This window comes from Marisediminitalea oceani, assembly GCF_003731635.1.
GTDB lineage: Bacteria > Pseudomonadota > Gammaproteobacteria > Enterobacterales > Alteromonadaceae > Alteromonas > Alteromonas oceani.
Genome location: NZ_RCUA01000014.1, coordinates 47,060 through 67,078 on the forward strand (window position 1 = coordinate 47,060; position 20,019 = coordinate 67,078).

The 20,019-nt window shown below is 50.2% G+C and carries 17 protein-coding genes; 12 read left to right on the plus strand and 5 right to left on the minus strand.

Features of this window, described 5'->3' with window-relative positions:
• Positions 1-133: 133 nt before the first annotated feature.
• Both D9T21_RS04400 and D9T21_RS04405 read left to right on the plus strand, forming a co-directional pair.
• Positions 134-1,018: an SDR family oxidoreductase gene (locus tag D9T21_RS04400; RefSeq protein ID WP_123323902.1), complete on the plus strand. Its 885-nt coding sequence runs from the start codon at positions 134-136 to the stop codon at positions 1,016-1,018.
• Positions 1,015-1,452: an anthrone oxygenase family protein gene (locus tag D9T21_RS04405; RefSeq protein WP_123323903.1), complete on the plus strand. Its 438-nt coding sequence runs from the start codon at positions 1,015-1,017 to the stop codon at positions 1,450-1,452. Before D9T21_RS04400 ends, D9T21_RS04405 begins: the two co-directional genes overlap by 4 nt.
• A gap of 189 nt (positions 1,453-1,641) precedes the next feature.
• Here D9T21_RS04405 and D9T21_RS04410 read toward each other — a convergent pair whose 3' ends face one another.
• The gene (locus D9T21_RS04410; RefSeq protein ID WP_123323904.1) at positions 1,642-2,754 is read right to left on the minus strand and encodes an MBL fold metallo-hydrolase; all 1,113 of its coding nucleotides are present in this window, start codon (positions 2,752-2,754) and stop codon (positions 1,642-1,644) included.
• Positions 2,755-3,021: 267 nt separating this feature from the next.
• Here D9T21_RS04410 and D9T21_RS04415 point away from each other — a divergent pair, with 267 nt between their 5' ends.
• The 4 genes from D9T21_RS04415 to D9T21_RS04430 all read left to right on the plus strand — a co-directional run bounded on the left by D9T21_RS04415 (position 3,022) and on the right by D9T21_RS04430 (position 6,534).
• Complete coding sequence (locus D9T21_RS04415; protein WP_123323905.1) at positions 3,022-4,581, plus strand: methyl-accepting chemotaxis protein; 1,560 nt, start codon at positions 3,022-3,024, stop codon at positions 4,579-4,581.
• A gap of 93 nt (positions 4,582-4,674) precedes the next feature.
• On the plus strand, positions 4,675-5,814 hold the full coding sequence (locus D9T21_RS04420; RefSeq protein WP_123323906.1) for an EAL domain-containing protein: 1,140 nt from the start codon (positions 4,675-4,677) through the stop codon (positions 5,812-5,814).
• A gap of 115 nt (positions 5,815-5,929) precedes the next feature.
• Positions 5,930-6,346 carry a hypothetical protein gene (locus D9T21_RS04425; RefSeq protein WP_123323907.1) on the plus strand — a complete coding sequence of 139 codons (417 nt, stop codon included), beginning with the start codon at positions 5,930-5,932 and terminating at the stop codon, positions 6,344-6,346.
• A complete protein-coding gene (locus D9T21_RS04430; protein WP_123323908.1) occupies positions 6,343-6,534 on the plus strand; it encodes a helix-turn-helix transcriptional regulator in 192 nt (63 codons plus the stop codon). Before D9T21_RS04425 ends, D9T21_RS04430 begins: the two co-directional genes overlap by 4 nt.
• 276 nt (positions 6,535-6,810) lie before the next feature.
• Here the strand turns inward: D9T21_RS04430 and D9T21_RS04440 are convergent, their stop codons facing one another.
• Positions 6,811-9,069 carry a hybrid sensor histidine kinase/response regulator gene (locus tag D9T21_RS04440; protein ID WP_123323910.1) on the minus strand — a complete coding sequence of 753 codons (2,259 nt, stop codon included), beginning with the start codon at positions 9,067-9,069 and terminating at the stop codon, positions 6,811-6,813.
• Positions 9,070-9,279: 210 nt separating this feature from the next.
• Here D9T21_RS04440 and D9T21_RS22840 point away from each other — a divergent pair, with 210 nt between their 5' ends.
• Positions 9,280-9,735, plus strand: a complete 456-nt coding sequence (locus D9T21_RS22840; RefSeq protein WP_206427229.1) for an STAS domain-containing protein — start codon at positions 9,280-9,282, stop codon at positions 9,733-9,735.
• A 12-nt stretch (positions 9,736-9,747) separates the two neighbouring features.
• On the opposite strand, the gene D9T21_RS04450 is transcribed toward D9T21_RS22840, so the two are convergent.
• Positions 9,748-10,206, minus strand: coding sequence for a cupin domain-containing protein (locus D9T21_RS04450; RefSeq protein ID WP_123323911.1), 459 nt, complete (start codon positions 10,204-10,206; stop codon positions 9,748-9,750).
• A gap of 338 nt (positions 10,207-10,544) precedes the next feature.
• Between D9T21_RS04450 and acnA the strand changes: the two genes are divergently transcribed.
• Positions 10,545-13,256, plus strand: a complete 2,712-nt coding sequence (acnA, locus tag D9T21_RS04455) for an aconitate hydratase AcnA (protein WP_123323912.1) — start codon at positions 10,545-10,547, stop codon at positions 13,254-13,256.
• 55 nt (positions 13,257-13,311) lie between these two features.
• Here the strand turns inward: acnA and D9T21_RS04460 are convergent, their stop codons facing one another.
• Positions 13,312-14,223 carry a sugar phosphate isomerase/epimerase family protein gene (locus tag D9T21_RS04460; RefSeq protein ID WP_105934604.1) on the minus strand — a complete coding sequence of 304 codons (912 nt, stop codon included), beginning with the start codon at positions 14,221-14,223 and terminating at the stop codon, positions 13,312-13,314.
• Positions 14,224-14,257: 34 nt separating this feature from the next.
• Positions 14,258-15,283, minus strand: a complete 1,026-nt coding sequence (locus tag D9T21_RS04465) for a LacI family DNA-binding transcriptional regulator (RefSeq protein WP_123323913.1) — start codon at positions 15,281-15,283, stop codon at positions 14,258-14,260.
• Positions 15,284-15,587: 304 nt separating this feature from the next.
• Between D9T21_RS04465 and D9T21_RS04470 the strand changes: the two genes are divergently transcribed.
• The 4 genes from D9T21_RS04470 to D9T21_RS04485 are packed head-to-tail and all read left to right on the plus strand — an operon-like array spanning position 15,588 to position 20,010.
• Entirely contained in the window at positions 15,588-16,718 is a 1,131-nt protein-coding gene (locus D9T21_RS04470) for a Gfo/Idh/MocA family protein (protein WP_123324005.1), read from the plus strand.
• A 38-nt stretch (positions 16,719-16,756) separates the two neighbouring features.
• The gene (locus D9T21_RS04475; protein WP_123323914.1) at positions 16,757-17,815 is read left to right on the plus strand and encodes a sugar phosphate isomerase/epimerase family protein; all 1,059 of its coding nucleotides are present in this window, start codon (positions 16,757-16,759) and stop codon (positions 17,813-17,815) included.
• Positions 17,816-17,873: 58 nt separating this feature from the next.
• Positions 17,874-19,097, plus strand: a complete 1,224-nt coding sequence (locus D9T21_RS04480; protein ID WP_123323915.1) for a nucleoside permease — start codon at positions 17,874-17,876, stop codon at positions 19,095-19,097.
• The gene (locus tag D9T21_RS04485) at positions 19,090-20,010 is read left to right on the plus strand and encodes a hydroxypyruvate isomerase family protein (protein ID WP_123323916.1); all 921 of its coding nucleotides are present in this window, start codon (positions 19,090-19,092) and stop codon (positions 20,008-20,010) included. Before D9T21_RS04480 ends, D9T21_RS04485 begins: the two co-directional genes overlap by 8 nt.
• The last annotated feature ends 9 nt before the right edge of the window (positions 20,011-20,019 follow it).

Here is a 20,019-nt window from a genome sequence, read left to right on the forward strand (position 1 = left end):
TTGGTAGCTTAAGTCTAATTTGGCCATCGCTGGACGAACGGTAAGGTATTGTGGACCCCTGGCTATGTCCGCTTAAAGGCTCTGTTCATACTATAAGCACTGCATAAATGTTAAAGCCGTAGCAGGAGCTCAGATGACACAGTTAGTTAATTCCTCAAAACGTTTTCTGGTACTCGGAGGTTCCGGTAAAACCGGCCGCCGGGTGGTTAAACAGTTACGCCAGAAAGGTGAAGAGGTCTGCGGGGTGTCCAGAACTACCACGCCGGCTTTTCACTGGCACGACAGCACACATAGCTGGCAGCAGCTACTTGATGGCTTTGACAGCGTCTATGTTACTTACCAGCCGGATCTGGCTATTCCGCGTGCCGCCGATGACATTGCTCGTCTGGTGGTAGCAGCCCGGCAAGCCGGTGTTAGCCATATGGTATTGCTCTCCGGGCGGGGTGAAAAAGGTGCGGAGGAGGCCGAACAGGTAGTTGCTGACAGTGGCTTGCATTATCACATTCTCCGTGCCAGCTGGTTTTATCAGAATTTCAGTGAAGGATTTCTCCGCGACATGATAGAGGCTGGCGAGGTGGCTTTGCCGTGTGGCGATACGCCGGAGCCTTTTATTGATGCCGGTGATATCGCTGCCGCAGCGGTACGCTGTCTCACCGATCCTGATATCGCCGCGGGGCTGTATGAAGTAACCGGCCCGCATCTGCTGACATTTAAACAGTGCATAGGGCAGATAGGCGCAATAACCGGCCAGCCACTGTCATTCGCAGACCTTAGCGTTGACGCCATGGTGGACGCATTAACTTCGGCAGGCTTCGAACGCGATATGGTGTGGCTCATGGGGCACCTTTTCAGTGAGGTGCTCGATGGTCGTAACAGCCATACAACCGATACGCTGGAAAAATTGCTGGGCAGGGCTCCGGTTTCTTTTAGTGAATATACAAACCGCGCTTTTGCGGCAAGTTCGGCTGAAGCAACTTTCAGCAAGCTTTCGCATATTGAAGAAGGAGCAGGCCAGTGATCTTTTATCTGACTATGCTAGCCGCCTTACTCTGCGCTTTGATGGCGGGGATTTATTTTGCTTTTTCTGTGGTCGTAATGCCCGCTCTGCGCCGCCTTGGTGATGAGCAGGGAGTCAGGGTAATGCAGCAGGTAAACCGGGATATCCTGCAGTCTTTGTTCATGCCGCTGTTCTGGATGTCCAGTCTGGTGTGTCTGATTTTGCTGGTGGGTGGTCAGTCAGAAATGACCATGTTCGCAGGCGCTATTTACCTTGCCGGAATGCTCGGCGTGACCGCATTGTTCAATGTGCCGTTGAACAACCAACTGGAACAGGCCAGAGAGAACGAAATCCACGAAGTCTGGCCACACTATCTTAGTCGCTGGCAATGGTTTAATCACATACGAACGGTAAGTGCTGCGCTAAGTGCCTTGTTATTCGTCACCGCAGCATAATCCGAACAGGAGGAAGAATGGCTAACGTCAGGTTATTTTCAACTTACACCAGTAAAGGAGACGCGCATGGCTGATCTTCTTTACTGGATATTGATGCAGGTGCAACAGACGTTGTTCTGGGCTTTATTTTGGTTTAGGAGTCTCACGGACTATGCCCCTACCGCGCTGCTCGCCTGAGTGACTTAAGCGTTAGTCAACGCTCTGCCACCATGGCTTGCTGGCAGGCGGCGATGCCAGGTTTATAGGCTGGCCAATCAGCGGCGTATGAAGCTGATAAGGCGCATTTTCGCTGAGTGCCCGAATTTCTTCGAAGGGTTCTTTCCAGGGATGGCGTGCCAGCGCAAAGCGACCAATGTGAATGGGTAGCAGTGCCCTGGCGTTAACATCTATCGCTGCCTGCTTTGACTCACTGGCGGTCATGTGAATATAAGGCCAGCGTGGATCGTATTGCCCGGTATCAAGCGCCACCAGATCGAAGCCGCCAAAGCGTTCGCCAATGGCTTTAAAGTGCGGGCCGTAACCTGAATCCCCGCCCAGCAAGAGACGGAATTGCGGGCTGGTAATAACAAATCCGCCCCACAAGGTCTGATTGCGTGTCAGGCTGCGTCCTGAATAGTGTCTGGCCGGTACCAGGTGAATCTGTACGTCATTGTCTAACTCCAGGCTGTCATACCAGTCTGCTTCGTGCAGCTGCTCTGGTGTGTAGTCCCAGTGAGAAAAATGGGCGCCGATACCCAGCGGAACAAACACCTTTTTTACCTTGTTTTTCAGCGCTACGGCGGTGTTGTAGTCGAGGTGGTCATAGTGGTCATGGGAGATCAGCAATACATCAATCTCTGGTAAATCATCCACCGTAAAGATAGTCGTCCCCTTAAACGCTTTAACCATAAACGAGAACGGGGAGGCGTAGTCGCTGAAGACCGGATCTACCAGAATGCGCTGGCCGTTAAGTTGCAGATAGAAGCCTGAGTGGCCTAGCCAGACCATCAGGTTTTCCTCGCGGGGCAGGCTTTTAAAGTCTACTTTGTTTACCGGTATCGCACCTTGCGGTGCCAGATTATCGGCCGAGGAGGTAAGGTTACCCCACATCACTGACCAGGTACTGACGCCTTCTTTAAGTACCGGCGTGGTTACCTGATTATGAAAAGCTTGTTCCCCGGCATTGTAGTTAGCCGACCCCATATAAGCCTTCTGCTGTTGTGCGTCCGGCGCCGCGCCAAACCGCGCGAGGTTGAGGACCACACAACCACCCAGAATTAGTGTGGCTGCGATAATCAGTAATACTGTTATAACGCTTTTCATTTTGAGTCTTCTCTTTGCTGCTGCCGGGTCTGATATTGCCATGCTACCGGGTCATTATCACAGACCATTGCTGCCCCTGACAGCCACAAAACGCGGTATCTCTTGCCTGATACTCCTGTTCAGGCAACTGCCGAAGGTTTAAATAGGTATTGTGAATTGTTGATCCAAATCTAAGTTATTTCATTCATAGCCAAAGGGATAAGAGTGCTCTGGGGCCACTTTGTGGTGAGATAAGCGGGTAGTTGTTGAGAGGTCTAAGATAATCCCATGCACAGTAAATCCCACCCTGCGGAAGTTCCTTTAAATGACACGGATGTGTTGCTTTCCACAACGGACATGGATAGCCGGATAACCTATGCGAACAGCGATTTTTGTCGTATCGCCGGATTCAGTACAGAGGACATGTATGGTCAGCCCCATAATCTGGTGCGCCACCCGGACATGCCGGCGCAAGCTTTTGCCAACATGTGGCAAACCATCCGGGCTGGTCAGTCGTGGATGGGGCCGGTTAAAAACCGCTGTCGTAATGGCGATTACTATTGGGTTAATGCCTTTGTTACTCCCATTCGCGATAGCGCAGGCAATATTTGCGAATATCAGTCGGTGCGCACCAAGCCGGATCCGGAAGTGATAAAAAGAGCCGAACAGACTTATCAGCAACTGAGTAATCATAAGGATAAACCGCAGTTGTCGGATCACGCCAATGCGCTTCCTCAACTCAAATGGGGGCTGATATTACTGGCCGGATTAAGCTTTTTGTCTGCCTTTTATAGTGAGCTTTCTCTCTATGTGAATTGGGTTGTAGGGCTGCTGGCGGTGGTAATGTTTAGCGTTTTCATGCGCTGGTCCGCCCGCCTGCAGGCGCTGACTGAAAAGTCCCGCCGGATTTTTGATAACCCTCTGATGAGCTTTCTTTACTCGGGGCACCGGGATAGTCTGGCGGCTATTAATCTGGCGATTGAAATGCAGCAGGCACAGTTAAAAGCGGTAGTTGGCCGGGTGAATGATGCGTCACTTAATGTGTGTGAAAATTCTGCCAGCAGTCTGCAGTGTAGTGACGAAGTCAGTTTGCATTTACAGCGTCAGATCGGTGAAGTCAGCCAGGTTGTTGCGGCAATGGAGCAACTGTCGCAGACCATCGGTGAAATATCGGGTAACGTTAACGGAGCCGCCGAAGTGGCAAATGAGTCTGAGGCCAGCACCTTTTTCGGCAAAGGCAATGTCGAGGCAACGATTCAGAATATTCAGAGCCTTAATCGCCACCTGCAGCTCGCTGATCAACAGGTCGCTGGCATGAGCAAAAGTGTGGCGGATATCAGTCAGGCCCTGCAGGTCATCGAGGGGATTGCCGAGCAAACCAACTTGCTGGCAGTCAATGCGGCCATCGAGGCTGCGCACAGTGGTGAGTCAGGTAATGGTTTTGTAGTGGTGGCCACTGAAGTCAGAGAACTGGCAACCCGAACGCAGAAGGCTACAGATTCCATTAAACAGGTGCTCGAATCTCTTTCTTCCCATTCAGGCAGTGCCCGTCATGGAATGCAGCAGGCTCTTAACTCGTCCCTTGATTGTGTGGGGCTGGCAGAAAGTTGCGGCTCGAGCCTGATGACGATTCAAAATGAAGTGAGTCGTCTGGCCGACCTCAACCGCAGTATCGCCGCGGCCATTGAACAACAGTCAGCAGTTGCCACCGAAGTGACTGGCAGTATCAACAATATCATGGCGCTGGCATCACAAAGTGGTGAAGTGAGTTCGCAAGCCAAGGCGCTGAATGCGTCACTGATGGATAAAGTTGAAGAACAAAGCGCGTTAATACGGCAGTTTGTGTAGGTAGAACATTCAGGTGGGGAAAACCTGGCTCCGAAGTGAACCGTAGCGGCGCTTTTACGGTACTCATACCACAATCAAATAATGAGGCAGTTTATGTGGTGTGCAGAGTGTGAGTCGATTGACGAGTATTTTTATTCTAATACTTACTTTTGGTTGTTTTTACCCACCAGCGAAGCCATCGATAAAGTCACTAAGATGGCTGAGTATGCGAAGTATCCGCTGGAAAGCGTTGAGCATAAGTGTTTGCGGGTGCAGGTTGAGAAAGGTCAGACGGGGAACTTTCTCAATCAGCTCAATGGTTGCCTCGATGGGCCTGAATTTGGCGGTACCAAGGTAACCACTTCTGCCCAGCCTTCACAGCTTGCCATTGAAGAGATAGGCAGGATGACTACGGCTGAGGTGCTTACCCGCCGCTATCAGGCCCAATGGCTGGCTGAAGCCATGGACAAGCACACTTATGAAAGCTGGTTTCAACCTATCGTCAGGGCGGGCAGCGATGTGGCAGACCCGTCGATCTTTGCCCATGAGTCACTGTTCCGTATCTTTGATGCTAATGAGTCTTTAATACCGCCTGGCTTTGCGTTCTCGCTGGCCGAGCAAAGTAACTTACTGTTCGCGCTGGATCTTACTGCCAGACGTTCGGCAGTTGAGTATTTCTCACGGGCTAAACTGAAGGGTAAGGTGTTCATTAATTTTAACCCCTCAAGTATTTACGATCCGGCTTATTGCTTACGTGCCACGGCTTCAGCTATCAATGAACTGGGTCTCAAGCCCGCAGATGTGGTGTTTGAAATTGTAGAAACCCACCGCGCAAATGACATGAACCACTTAAAGGGGATCCTGTCATTTTACCGCAGCTCAGGATTTGGGGTGGCGCTCGATGATATTGGCTCAGGCTGGTCTGGTTTAAATCTGCTGGAGCAGTTGAGACCGGACTACGTGAAAATTGATATGGAGTTAATCAGTGGTATTGACGAAAACGCTTACAAGCAAAATATCGTTAAACACCTGATTCAGATAGCCCGTAAAAATCGTACGGAAGTGATTGCTGAGGGGATAGAAACTGAAGCCGAGGCGGAAATGCTCAACGAGCTGGGAGCGGACTACTTGCAAGGGTATTACTTCGCTAAACCAAAACGTTACAGTGACCGGATCAGCGCTGAAGAACGTGAGTCGATTTATCAGTCAACCCGGCCTATTGAAGAGGCAAAGAAAGCACACCAATTCTCATAGTTCGCCCTGAGAGCGGTGCATATTTGAATAAAAAAAGACAAGTATTATTTACATTTGTCTTTTTTTAAACTACATTAAGTAAAGTTTGTTTTACTTAGTGGAAGGTTTAATTGATATGGGTGACTCTCAGGAACTTAGCCGCCGGCAGCGCAATCAGCTTAATCACCGCCGACTGGCCGGTTATACACTGGTATGGCTGGTGTCGTTAGCTCTGGTGTATTTTGGCCACCGCTACTTATGGGCTGGATCAGCTCTGGTGACCACTGCAATGGTCGGGCTCAATATTATTGCGGGTATCGCAATGATGATGGCCAACAAAAAACTGCTTGCCGGGCTGGATGAGCTGGAGCAGAAAGTTCAGCTGGAAGCCATGGCCCTGGCGTTAGGTGCTGGCTTGGTCGGAGGGTTTGCTTATTCAGCGCTGACTCAGACCGGGGTATTGCCGTTCCATGCGGACATCTCACACCTTGCCGTTTTTATTGCGCTGACTTATCTGGTTGCCATGGTTAAGGGAGTGAAGAAGTATCAATGAAAAACCGATTGAAAGTGCTCAGAGCAGAACGAGACTGGACCCAGGCCGATTTGGCCGAGCGACTGGATGTGTCCCGGCAAACTATCAACGCTATCGAGAAGGGCAAGTTTGACCCGAGTCTGCCCCTGGCGTTTAAAGCATCACGGTTATTTGGCTTAACCATCGAAGAAATATTTCAGGACGAGTAACCCTTAGCAAGCGGAGAAAATTATGTACAACCTAAACTGTAATACAAAAAATCATATCATTATCGCACTGATATTTGCTGCCGCAATGCTGTTGAGCAGTTGGCTTATGCAAGGTCAGGAGAACTCAGCGGCGGTGTTTATTGGCCTAATTAGTGCCTATCCAATCCTGACTCGTTTGCTTAAAGACAAACGCTCAGCTGGGTGCTAGTGATGCGTAGTGGTGTGCCTGGCATGAAGGTATGGGTCTGTCATTCCTCCCCTTCGCCAGGCTTCATTTCAGGAGCGCGGCTGTAAGTATCCGGCCAGTTGCTCAAACAGCTTCAGACGTTCCACCGGCTTGCTGATGACATCAGTAAAGCCAGCTTCGAGGTAGGCGCGAACATCGTCCTGCATTACATTGGCAGTGAAAGCCAAAATGGGGATGTCAGGGTTGAATTCGCGTATTTTGGTGCAGGCCTCAATACCACCCATAACGGGCATTCTGATATCGCACAGGATCAAATCATATTGTGCCGACTTTACCGCCTCGACCAACCTGGCGCCGTTATCCACAAACGTTGCCTGAGTACCACACTCCTGCAAAAAAGCCTCTACAACCAGTTGGTTAATCTCATTGTCTTCTGCAATCAACACCCTTAAATGACTCATATCCGGTGCTTCAGGAGCAGATGGTTGAGTGCTTATGGGGTCAGATATTGCTTCGAGATGGCAAGCTGTGCGCGGCAGTAATATGGTAAAGCAGCTACCAATATCGGGCGTGCTTTCTACCTGTACTTCTCCGCCCATCAGTTGTACCAGTTGTTCAACAATGCTCAAACCAAGACCTGAGCCGCCATACTGACGGGTTGTGGTAACATCCCCTTGCGTAAAGGGCGTGAAAAGCTTTGCCAACTGCTCCTGGCAGATACCAATGCCGGTGTCTTTGACCTGTATTACTACCAGGGGCTCGGGTGTGGTCCGGGTTTCCACAGCGACTAAAACGTAGCCCTCATGGGTAAATTTAATCGCATTACTTACCAGGTTAGACATCACCTGTTTAAAACGAAGCGGATCAATTTTAAAACTGCTGGGTTCATCGTCGGGGTAGGCCAGGGTTAACGCTATCTGTTTTTGTCGGGCAACGGCAGACTGTTCATTAACGACCTGGTTAAGCAGTTCCTTAAGGTTTACCGGCAGCTCTTCCAGCGTCATTCGATTTTCTGCTGCTTTTGAATAATCCAGAATGTCGTTGATAATAGCTACCAACGTGCGGGCGCTGCTCAGCGACTGAGTAATGAACTGACTTTCGCGATTACCCGTCGCCAGGCCTTCCAGAATTTGTAAACTGCCGATGAGACCGTTAAGTGGTGTGCGGACTTCATGTGACATCAGGGCTAAGAAGCGTGATTGTGCATGATTGGCGGCTTCAGCGGCCTCTTTGGCTCTCTCTAACTGCAGGGTGCGTTCTACATCCGCTGTGATATCCAGGTTGACGCCAATCAACTGTCTGACTTTACCCTCATTATCGTGCAGCACAGATGCCATGGTCCTGATGTATTTTAGCGTATTCTGTGGTGTGATAATCCTGAATTCCCGGATATACGGTTTGCCGGTCAGCATGGTCTCTTTAAAGGATTGCAAGGTAGCGTGTAGGTCCTCCGGGTGTACGGTTTTTCGCCAGTCCTCCAACTCGCCCGCGAAGAGCTCAACGGGCGTTTCGTAAATGGCAAACATGCGGGAATCCCAGACCAGTGTGTCGTTATCTACCTGATATTCCCACACGCCGATTTTAGAAAATTCCAGCGCCAGCGCCATACGGGTATGCATGCGCTGTTCTTCCTCGTGCTTACTGACTTCTTCGGTAATATCCTTAAATGTGCCGTACAACCGAACCACTTTATTACCTATTTTCTGCGCATAGCCGTGAGCATTCACTATTCGTTCATCACCCTTAGCCGATACAAAAGGCAGTTGCAGGTCGTATGGTGTGCCATCTGCCTCGAGTTTGGCCAACGCTGTTTTCAACGAGGACTGCGCGGCAGGCGGGAAAAAAGACAACGCATCGTCAATGCGGGGCGTGAAGTGTTGGCTGTCGGTTTGATGAATCTGATGGGTCTTTTTAGACCAGTAGGGCGTATTGGTTTGTTTGTCGAGCTCCCAAACGCCCGTGGCGGTTACTTCCTCGAGAATTTCCAGCGAGGCAGTGCTGCGTTTTAATTCTGTGACGTCCTGACCAATCCAATACATGTGTTCGTTACTTTGATCGATATCCGTATGCCAGAGCAACCAACGGATACCCGAGGCGCTGGCATAGCGAGTCAGAAATTTGTTACCTACGCCGGAGGCTGCCGACTGTGCTAACTGAAAAGAAAAAAAGTGTAGTTCGTCGGCACTGACAAAGTCAAAAATCGTAGCGGGTGTTTGCTCTTTGCCAGCCTGCTTATACAACAGCTGCGCGGCGGGATTGCAATGCACAATATCACCATTATAAACGGTGACTAACTGGAGGTCTGCCGAGAGTCGGTTAAACCTTTCAAAGTTGATGTTCTGGCTCACAGGGGTCTCATTTAGTCGCTTATTAACGTACTGCAACCGCTAACAGCGGTTTACGTTTAGTGCAGAGCCGGGCTTATAATTCCCTGTATTGCCATAAAAATGATCAACCCATTCAACGGACTCCGTTACAAGCGTAGGAAACTTTGCGCAGATTTTCTAATTTCTACTATCTTTGAATTATGCATGGCAGGTAATTGTTAAGGCTTATGATTGATAACATTGACAGATGAAATGGATGGCACGATGAATCCGAAGGCGAAAGTATCAAATCAACCACCGCAAGCAATCAACAGCGCCCAACATTGTGTCGGCTGCTACCTGCGTCACGCCAACGTTAACAATGCAACTTCAGCCTGTCGTTACTGTTTTACCGGAAAAATTGTGGCGCCGGACACGCTTGTTCTGCCGCCGGTCTGGACTGGGTTAAATGCCCTGTCGGTGTTCTCGGCGATGCAAGACCTGCCTCTGGAAGCACTGCAAAACAAGACGCTTAAAATTGATTTTTCACAGGTTGAATTTCTCGATTCGTCAGGGTTGGGGGCGTTGGTAGGACTGCAAAAACAACTGGTGGAAAACCAGATTGTTATTCAGATTATTGGTGCTGATGCGCATGCCCGGCGGTTACTGAAAACCGCCAACCTGCATCAGATGTTCTTTATTAATTAGCGGATAGTCCGGCTAGATGAATTTACTCAAATGAGGGTGTGCAAGCTCGATCCACTGCTTTAAACAGGGTTCATCGATGAAGCTGAAATCAGCAAAGTCAAAGCCCGGCGCAACCGAGCAACCTACCAGTGAATAGTCTCCGGTAGTAGTGGCTGCCTGATAGTGGCCTCCGGGGACCACAGTTGCCAAGTCATCCTCCGGTCCACCAATGCGTTTTTCATGTAGCTGTTGCTGGTGCAACTGGTACAGCGTGAGCGGCGCGCCATCATAGTGGTTCCATATTTCGTCGTGCAGAACTCTGTGAAAGCGACTCACCTGACCCTTTAACAGCAAAAAGTAAATATGCGTAACAGCGGGCCGGGGCAAACCGTGTTTAGGTGAACTGACCTGGTCTGCAGAGCGGTAGATTTGACGATAGTAGCCGCCCTCCGGATGAGGTTCCAGACCGAGTTTATTAACTAAAGGATGCATTTATTACTCCACTGAGGACATGACCAATATTCCCGTTATTGGCAGAAAAGTCTTAAATACAGGCCGTAGCGGCTTGATTAAGATTTAAGCATACATAAGGGAAACGCAATGTGCATCTGTTTTATTAATTTATTGTTAATTTATTGCTACGAAATAGGGCGTAAAACAAGGCTTTGAACTTATTACACACCCGGGTACGTATAAATTTCATAAAATCGTTCAGGTGTAATACTGTTTATATGTAAGTGTAAGAAATTTATGAGGTTATTGACTGGTTAGGAAAATGCATGAACGGTTAAAGGCAAGTAATCACAGCAATGAAAAAGGAAGCGTAAAACATGAAATATCAAACCTATTCGCCGCTAAAGGTGAATGATCATTCCTATTCTGCGATCAGTTTTGACAAGCTTTCCGAACAGCACGACCTGGCAAGACTGCCGTTTTGCGTCAAAATTCTCCTCGAAAATCTGTTAAGGCACGAGCACACAGACTTTGTCAGTGATACCGATATTGAAACCATCGCCCGATGGGATACCAGCGACGGCGATGACCATGAAATTTCTTTTGTGCCAGCCCGGGTCATTCTGCAGGACTTCACCGGCGTGCCGGCAATTGTTGATTTAGCCGCCATGCGCGATGCCATTAACCGTTTAGGTGGTGACGCGCAGGCGATCAATCCGCTCAATCCGGTTGAACTGGTGATTGACCACTCGGTAATGGTAGACCATTTCGCCGAGGAAGATGCGCTTAAAAAGAACACCGCTATCGAGGTAGAGCGTAACAAGGAACGCTATCAGTTTTTAAAATGGGGACAATCGTCCTTCGATAATTTTAAGGTGGTGCCACCGGGCCGCGGGATCGTGCATCAGGTTAACCTTGAGTACCTGGCACGATGCGTATTTGCCAAAGAGCAGGGTGATGAGACTCTGGTTTATCCCGACACGCTGGTGGGAACCGATTCCCACACCACTATGATTAATGGTCTTGGCGTACTGGGCTGGGGCGTTGGCGGCATCGAAGCAGAAGCCGCGATGCTGGGCCAACCGGTTACCATGTTACTACCTCGTGTGGTGGGTTTCAGACTAACCGGCAAATTGCCTGCCGGCGTGACGGCAACCGACATGGTACTTACCATTACCGAGCAATTACGTAACCATGGCGTAGTGGGTAAATTTGTCGAATTCTATGGTCCGGGCCTCAGCTCGCTGACGACCGCAGACCGCGCGACCATTGCCAATATGGCCCCTGAGTATGGTGCAACCTGTGGTATTTTCCCGCTTGATGATGTTGCACTGGATTACCTGCGTCTGACCGGCCGTGATGAACAGCAAATCGAGCTGGTGGAGGCATATGCTAAACAAACCGGCTTATGGCACGACGATAACAGCAAAGATGCGGAATATCATGAAACCCTGGAGCTTGATCTGGGCGAAGTGGTGCCGTCCGTTGCCGGGCCAAAACGTCCACAAGATCGTATTGCACTGGACAACGCTGCAGCGGCGTACAATGAATGGTTGTCGCAGCAAATCGATGTCGCTGATGTTACTGAAGAGGCCGATTTTGTTGCCGAAGGCGGTGATGCGCCGGTGGTCGACGAGGATCACGCTTCCTATGTGAAGCTGGATGACAATGCCTTCAATCTGGAAGATGGTGCGGTGGTCATCGCAGCCATTACCAGTTGTACCAATACTTCTAACCCGTCGGTGCTGATTGCAGCCGGTCTGGTGGCCAAGAAGGCTGCTGAACTTGGTCTTACCCGTAAACCCTGGGTGAAAACCTCACTGGCACCTGGTTCGCAGGTGGTCACTCAGTATCTGGAAGACGCGGGCCTGATGCCTTATCTGGAACAGCTGGGCTTCAATCTTGTTGGTTATGGTTGTACTACCTGTATCGGTAACTCAGGACCACTACCTGATGCTATTGAAACGGCAATTCGCAAAGCCAAACTGTCGGTGACTTCAGTACTTTCTGGTAACCGTAACTTTGAGGGGCGTATCCATCCTGATGTAGCCGCTAACTATCTTGCCTCACCACCGCTGGTGGTCGCCTATGCGCTGGCAGGTAACATGAAGATGGATATCGCTAACAGCCCGATAGGTAAAGACTCTCAGGGCAGCGATGTATATCTTAAAGATCTGTGGCCAACGCCTGAAGAGGTTCAGCAATACATTAAAGACAATGTGTCGGGCGAGCTGTTTAAAGCCAAGTACGCCGACGTGTTTAAAGGCAGCGGTGTTTGGAATGAACTGGAAGTCTCTGATACCTCTGTGTATGACTGGCCGGACTCTACTTACATTGAACATCCGCCGTTTTTTGAAACGATGTCGACGACACCGGATCCTATTGGCGCCATTAAAGACGCCCGCTGTCTGGTAAAAGTAGGGGACTCTATCACTACCGACCATATTTCACCGGCAGGCGCCATTGCGCCGGACAGCCCCGCAGGTGAGTACCTGCAGGAACTGGGTGTAACGCCGGAGCACTTTAACTCTTATGGCTCACGCCGGGGTAACCATGAAGTGATGATGCGCGGTACTTTTGCTAATGTACGCCTGAAAAACCAACTGGCGCCGGGCACCAGTGGCAGTGCTACCACGCACTTCCCTAGCGGCGATGCCATGTCGATTTATCATGCTGCCATGCGTTACAAGGAAGAAAAGGTACCGGCTATTGTTATCGGTGGTAAGGAATACGGTACCGGTTCCAGCCGCGACTGGGCAGCCAAGGGGCCATCGCTGATGGGCGTTAAGGCAGTGATTGCCGAAAGCTTTGAGCGTATTCACCGCTCCAACCTGATTGGGATGGGGATTTTGCCGTTGCAGTTCAGTGACGGTGACAGTGCCGAATCCTTAGGTCTTGAGGGTAATGAGCAGTTCTCTATCGAGCCGGTGGAACGTGGTCAGAAAAGCACGCAAATGACCGTTACCAAGGTCGACGGCAGCACGCTGACTGTTGATTTAACGGTGCGAATTGATACCGCCAATGAATTTACTTATTACGAGCACGGCGGCATCCTGCATTACGTGATCCGTGAGTATCTTAAGGCGTAAATGCTGACAACAAAAAAAGGGGCCGAGGCCCCTTTTTTTATGCTTGCTAACAGACTTAGTACTTATCGTTCAGACGACTAACCGTCAGGTAGCCCTGCTTGATGGTTTCGACCATATCGTCGGTTTTGTCTCGTTCAACAAATTTATGCTCAATACCCGATAACTCACCATGGGCGAAAATATCGTCAAAGTTAATGGTGCCTTTACCCACGTCGGCAAATTCGCCCTGAGCATCCATGTCTTTCACATGCCACAGCTTAAAGCGCCCCGGATTACGCTTGAAATAATCTACCGGATTCAGGCCCGCTTTGACTGTCCAGTATAAGTCCAGTTCCATGGCAAGCAGGTCGGCATCACACTCATCCAGCAGCACGTCGTATGGCACCTGGCCGTTCATGTTCTCAAACTCAAAATCATGGTTGTGGTAGGCAAGCTGAATACCGTTGGCCTTAAAGGTTTCGCCCAGTTTGTTTAAACGCTCGGCAAGGCGCTGATAGCCGGCAATATCAGTACTGCGATCTTCAGGGAAGATATACGGCACTACCACGTATTTGTGACCCATGGTTTTAGCGATTTCGATTTGCTTTTCGACGTCAGCGTCGGTAGACATAAATTTAAGTAAAACGTGAGAGGACGGAGCGGTTAAACCCAGTTCGTCCATTAACGCTTTAACGTCTTTAGGGTCGTTGTCGTAGAAACCGGCAAACTCCAGCTCTTTGTAGCCTACGCTGGCAACCAGTTTTAAGGTGTCAGTTACGCTTTTTTCCATCATGCTGCGCAGCGTGTACAGTTGCAGGCCAACGCGATTGTCTTTGGCGGCAGTGGTCACCGTGGATGCTCCGCCACAGGCTGCGGCACCAAAGAGTGCGCCAACGCCGGTGGCCGACATTTGCATAAAACGACGGCGACTCAGCTTGCTGGCAGAGGCGGTGGTGATGATTGAGCTGTTTTTACGGTGTTGCGACATAGGTTGTCTCCCTTTTATTGGCATATTCACAGCCTTACCGGGTTAGGTTTACCGGTTGCGCCGGGGCTGGCCCTGTGCTGTTTCGGATAATTAACTGGTACGGCAGAATGACTTTTACTGCACGTTTGGCTTTGCCCTTTAAAACATCAATGAGCAGGTTAATGGCGGTCTCACCAAATTCCTCTGCCGGCTGAGCGATAGTGGTTAATGGTGGATCGCTGAATTTTGCAAAGGCGATATTGTCGAAGCCGGATACTGAAATGTCTTCAGGAATGCGTAAACCGGCGGCTTTCAGGCGGCTGATAGCGCCCAGCGCCATTTCATCGTTTTCGCAAAAAATGGCGCTAACAGGATGTGACTGGCTAAGGATGCGGTCGGCGGCATCGTACCCGGATTGCAGCGTAAAGTCGCCGTCGAACATCAGCTCTTCGCAGAATTTGAGCCCGGCAGTTTGCAGGGCATCCTTAAAGCCCAGCATCCGCTCACGGGTTAAGGGGCTGGAAGCCGGGCCTTTGATCATGGCGATGTGCTGATGGCCGAGTTCAACCAGATGTTCGGTCATTGCCGTAGCGGCCAGACGGTTGTCCAGTGAGACAGTGGGGCATTGGGGCGTATCGAGGATCTCACAGGCGTTAACCATGGGTAATAACCCCTGCTCATCTGCGTCATTATCACTGAAGGGGTTAAAGGCGCGAAGTTGCACAACACCATCAGCCTGGGAGGTATGGATCATCCGCGCGTAAATTTGTTCGGTCGCGTTATCGCCCATGGTATTTACTAACAATAAAGAGTAACCCTCAGCAGCAGCTGCTTCCTGCATGCCACGGATCACCCTGGCGAAAAACACGTTAGCTACGGTGGGCACCAGTACCACAATGTTGTGGGTTTTTCCTGAACGAAACTTCACCGCCATCAGGTTAGGCTTGTAATTGAGTTCTTCGATGGCGCGGGTCACTTTAGCCCGGGTTTTTGGCGATACCAATTCTGGTTGCTGTAACGTTCGTGACACCGTGGCCACCGAAACGCCTGCTAGGTCAGCAACTTCTCTTATATTCGACAACTAATCGCCCTCACAAGCTTGAATAAACAATGTAACCGATAACATTTATTGTTTTTTTATGTTAACAAAGTTTCTGTTTTCAGCTAGCTAAAAATGCGTGTTCTCCGCGCATTAACCAAAAAATACTCCATTTGATTAACATATTTGTCATCAATTTGGACTAGATCTGGTGAATAATCTTGTTATACTCCGATGTAATCCGTTACATTTTTACATCATTAACAAAAAGTACACAAGTGCGTTTTGGACGAAAACTGCAAATCGAGGTTTGAACGTGGCAAAAACTGCGAAAATTCGCTTAGGCATGATCGGCGGCGGTCAGGGTGCTTTCATTGGTGCGGTGCACCGTCATGCAGCCGGGCTGGATGGACATTACGAACTGGTGTGTGGCGCGTTTAGCCGCAACCAGGAAAATAACCTGGAAACTGCCGAGTCACTGAGTATTTCAGCGGACCGCGCTTATGACAGCTGGCAGGCGCTTATCGAACAAGAGTCGAAGCTGCCCGAAGAGCAGCGCGTACAGGTGCTGGCGGTAGTAACGCCTAATCACCTCCACGTGGAAGTTACCAAGGCTGCACTGGAAGCCGGCATCCATGTGTTCTGCGAAAAGCCACTGGCTATTTCCCTGGATGAAGCCAAAACACTCAAGTCAGTGTTGCAGGAAAAACCGGTATTACTGGGTCTGGCGCATACCTATATTGGTTATCCCATGGTATGGCAGGCGCGGCACATGGTCGCTAACGGCGAACTGGGTAAAATCCGCAAAGTGTTTGTGGAGTATCCGCAGGGCTGGTTAAGCGAAGGTATCGAGTTACAAGACAACAAACAGGCTGGCTGGCGGACCGATCCGAGCAAATCCGGCGGCAGTGGCTGTATGGGCGATATTGGCACCCATGCGCTGAACATGGCGGAATTTGTGGCTGGTGATAAGGTCACCAAACTGTGCGCCGACATGCATACCCACGTGGAGGGGCGCCGTCTGGATGATGATGGTGCGGCACTGCTGCGCTTTGAAAACGGCGCATCTGGTGTGCTGATGGCCAGCCAGGTGTGTGCAGGTGAAGAAAACGGCCTGAAAATCCGAGTTTACGGTGAAAAAGGCGGCTTAGAGTGGATGCAGATGAACCCTAATTCACTGCTGGTACGTTCGCTGAGCGGTCCGATGGTCACTCTGCGCGCAGGTGGCGGCATGCCTGGTCTGTGTGATGAAGCCAACGCCCGTTGCCGCATTCCGGGTGGTCACCCGGAAGGGTACCTGGAAGCCATGGCTAATCTGTATACCTTTTTTGCCAAAGCGGTTCGCAGCGGGCAAACCGGTAAAGCCGAAGGGGTGCCGGGTCTGGAAGACGGTTTACGCGGTAACGCCTTTATCGAAACCATGCTGGCGAGCACGGCAAGTGACGCCAAATGGACCGACTTTTTCGACGCTGAATAACACGCACCTAATTAACGAATTAAGCAGGAGAGTAAACCATGTCTGCGATTAAAGGCCCGGCTATCTTTTTAGCCCAGTTTGTCAGTGATAAAGCGCCATTTAATAAATTGGATACCATTGTTAAGTGGGCTGCTGAGAATGGCTATAAAGGCATTCAGATGCCTACCGGCAACGACGATATTTTTAATTTAGAACTGGCTGCTAACAGCCAGGATTACTGTGATGAAGTGATGGGCATTTGTCGCGATGCCGGCATTGAGATCACCGAACTTTCAACGCATCTGCAAGGTCAACTGGTGGCGGTGCATCCGGCTTATGACGAGCTGTTTGATAACTTTGCACCCAAACACCTGCACGGTAAACCGCAGGAACGCACGGAATGGGCAATTGAGCAATTAAAGTTTGCCGCTAAGGCAAGCGAACGGTTGGGACTGAAAGCTCATGCAACCTTTTCCGGTGCGTTGCTGTGGCACCTTGTTTACCCATGGCCACAGCGTCCCGCTGGCCTGGTTGAACAAGGCTTTGCTGAACTGGCTAAACGCTGGAAGCCAATTCTGGATGCATTTGATGAAGCTGGTGTGGATGTGTGTTATGAAATTCACCCCGGTGAAGACCTGCATGACGGCGCAACCTTTGAACGTTTCCTGAAAGCGGTGGATAACCATCCCCGTGCCAACATTCTGTTTGACCCCAGCCACTTTGTGCTGCAGCAACTGGATTACCTGGACTTTATCGACCGTTATCACGAGCGCATTAAAATGTTCCACGTTAAGGATGCTGAGTTTAACCCTACCGGTCGTTCCGGCGTGTACGGCGGCTATGAAGACTGGAAGGGACGTCCCGGACGTTTCCGTTCACTGGGGGATGGTCAGGTTGATTTCAAATCCATCTTCAGCAAGCTGACCCAGTACGGGTTTGATGGCTGGGCGGTGCTGGAATGGGAATGCTGCCTGAAAGACTCTGCGCAGGGTGCCGCCGAGGGCGCGCCGTTTATTGCCAGCCATATCATTGAGCCTACCAAACATGCGTTTGATGACTTTGCCGGCGCTGAGGCGAGCGAAGAGCGTAACCGCCGGATCCTGGGTTTAAAAGATTAATAACAACACGTAACTGGTACAAAAAGTACGGTCAGTACAGACATTTGGCGAGGAGCCTATGAACACAATAACAATACGTCTGAGTATTATGATGTTTCTCCAGTTTTTTATCTGGGGTGGTTGGTTTGTAACGCTGGGAACCTTTCTCGGCGGCACGCTCGGTGCGTCGGGCAGTGAAATCGGTATGGCATTCTCAACCCAGTCATGGGGCGCGATCATTGCACCGTTTATCATTGGTCTGATTGCTGACCGGTTCTTTAATGCCGAGCGTATTCTGGGTATTCTGCACCTGGTGGGCGCGGCATTAATGTACATGATGTACATGTCGACCGACTTTGCCGGCTTCTATCCTTACGTACTGGGTTACATGATTGCGTACATGCCAACCCTGGCACTGGTTAACTCGGTATCGTTCGGACAAATGGCTGATCCGTCTAAAGAGTTTGGTAAAATTCGTGTGTGGGGCACCATTGGCTGGATCGTTGCTGGTCTGGTTATCAGCTACGTGTTCTCGTGGGATTCACAGCAAGGTATTGCCGACGGTATGCTGCGTAACACCTTTATGCTGTGTGCAATTGCCTCACTGGCGCTGGGCATTTACAGCTTTACGCTGCCAGCCACACCACCTGCTGCAAAAGGTTCAGAAGCGGCCAGCCTTGGCCAGTTACTGGGCCTGGATGCGCTGGCAATGCTTAAAGACCGTAACTTCTTTGTATTCTTTGCATCAAGCGTGCTGATTTGTATTCCACTGGCCTTCTACTACCAGAACGCTAACCCGTTTCTTACGGAGATCGGCGTTGAGAATGCCACGGGTAAAATGACCTTAGGCCAGGTGTCTGAAGTGCTGTTTATGCTGGCGCTGCCGGTATTCCTGAATCGCTTTGGCATTAAAATGACGCTATTGCTGGGCATGGCTGCCTGGGTACTTCGTTATGCATTATTTGCGTTTGGTGACGCCGAGTCGGGATTATTCCTGCTGATCATCGGTATTGCCTTGCATGGTATCTGCTACGACTTCTTCTTTGTGTCGGGCCAAATCTATACCAATGCTAAAGCGGGCGACAAAGTAAAAAGTGCTGCACAGGGCCTGATAACACTGGCGACTTACGGGGTAGGTATGCTGGTAGGTTTCTGGGTGGCCGGTCAGATTACCGATAACTATGCTGGTGACGCAGGCCATGCCTGGCAGCAAATCTGGCTGTTCCCGGCAGCGTTTGCCGCAGTGGTACTGGTACTGTTCCTGTTAATCTTCAAGAAAGAAGAGGTTAAGGCTGATGTCTGATAATTCAAGGCAATCTGCTTTGTCCGACGCGCTTATCGCGCGTCGCGACCTACTTAAAAAACTGGTGCTCGGGGTAGCCGGCGCCAGTTTAAGCTCGTCGGCGCTGGCGACATTGCCGGATGACATTGCGGGATTAAAGCTGAAAGGAAATATCAATCATTCCGTGGCTCGCTGGACATACAGAGAACTGAGTGTGGAAGAATTATGCATTGTCACCAAAGCCATTGGCTTTAGTGCCATCGATCTGATTGGTCCTGCTGACTGGCCAACGCTTAAAAAGTACGACATCGACAGCTCCATGTGTAATGGTGCCGAACTCAACCTGGAAGATGGTTGGGCCGATCCGAAGTTTCACGACCAACTGACAGAGCGTTACTTACAGCATATTGATTTAGTCGCCGATGCGGGTTATCGCAACCTGATTTGTTTTAGCGGTAACAAGCGCGGTGCGACCCCGGAAGAGGGGCTTGAGCATGCCGTAAACGGGCTTAAACGCATTATCGGACACGCAGAAAAACGTGGCGTAGTGCTGCAAATGGAGCTGTTTAACAGCAAGGTGGATCACCCGGATTACTTCGCGGATAACTCGGCGTGGGGGATAGCTCTGTGCAAACAGCTTGGTTCAGCTAATTTTAAGCTTTTATATGATATCTATCATATGCAAATCAGTGAAGGTGACATCATTCGTACCATCCGGGATAACCATGAGTACTTTGGTCACTATCATACTGCCGGTGTACCTGGCAGACATGAGATAAACGACACCCAGGAGCTTTACTATCCGGCGATTATCAAAGCCATAAATGAAACCGGCTTTAACGGGTACGTGGCTCAGGAATTTATACCAACCCCAAAAACCATTCAGGATCAGATAGAGTCGCTGCGCGAGGCCATTCTGATTTGTGATGTGTGATTGGGCAAC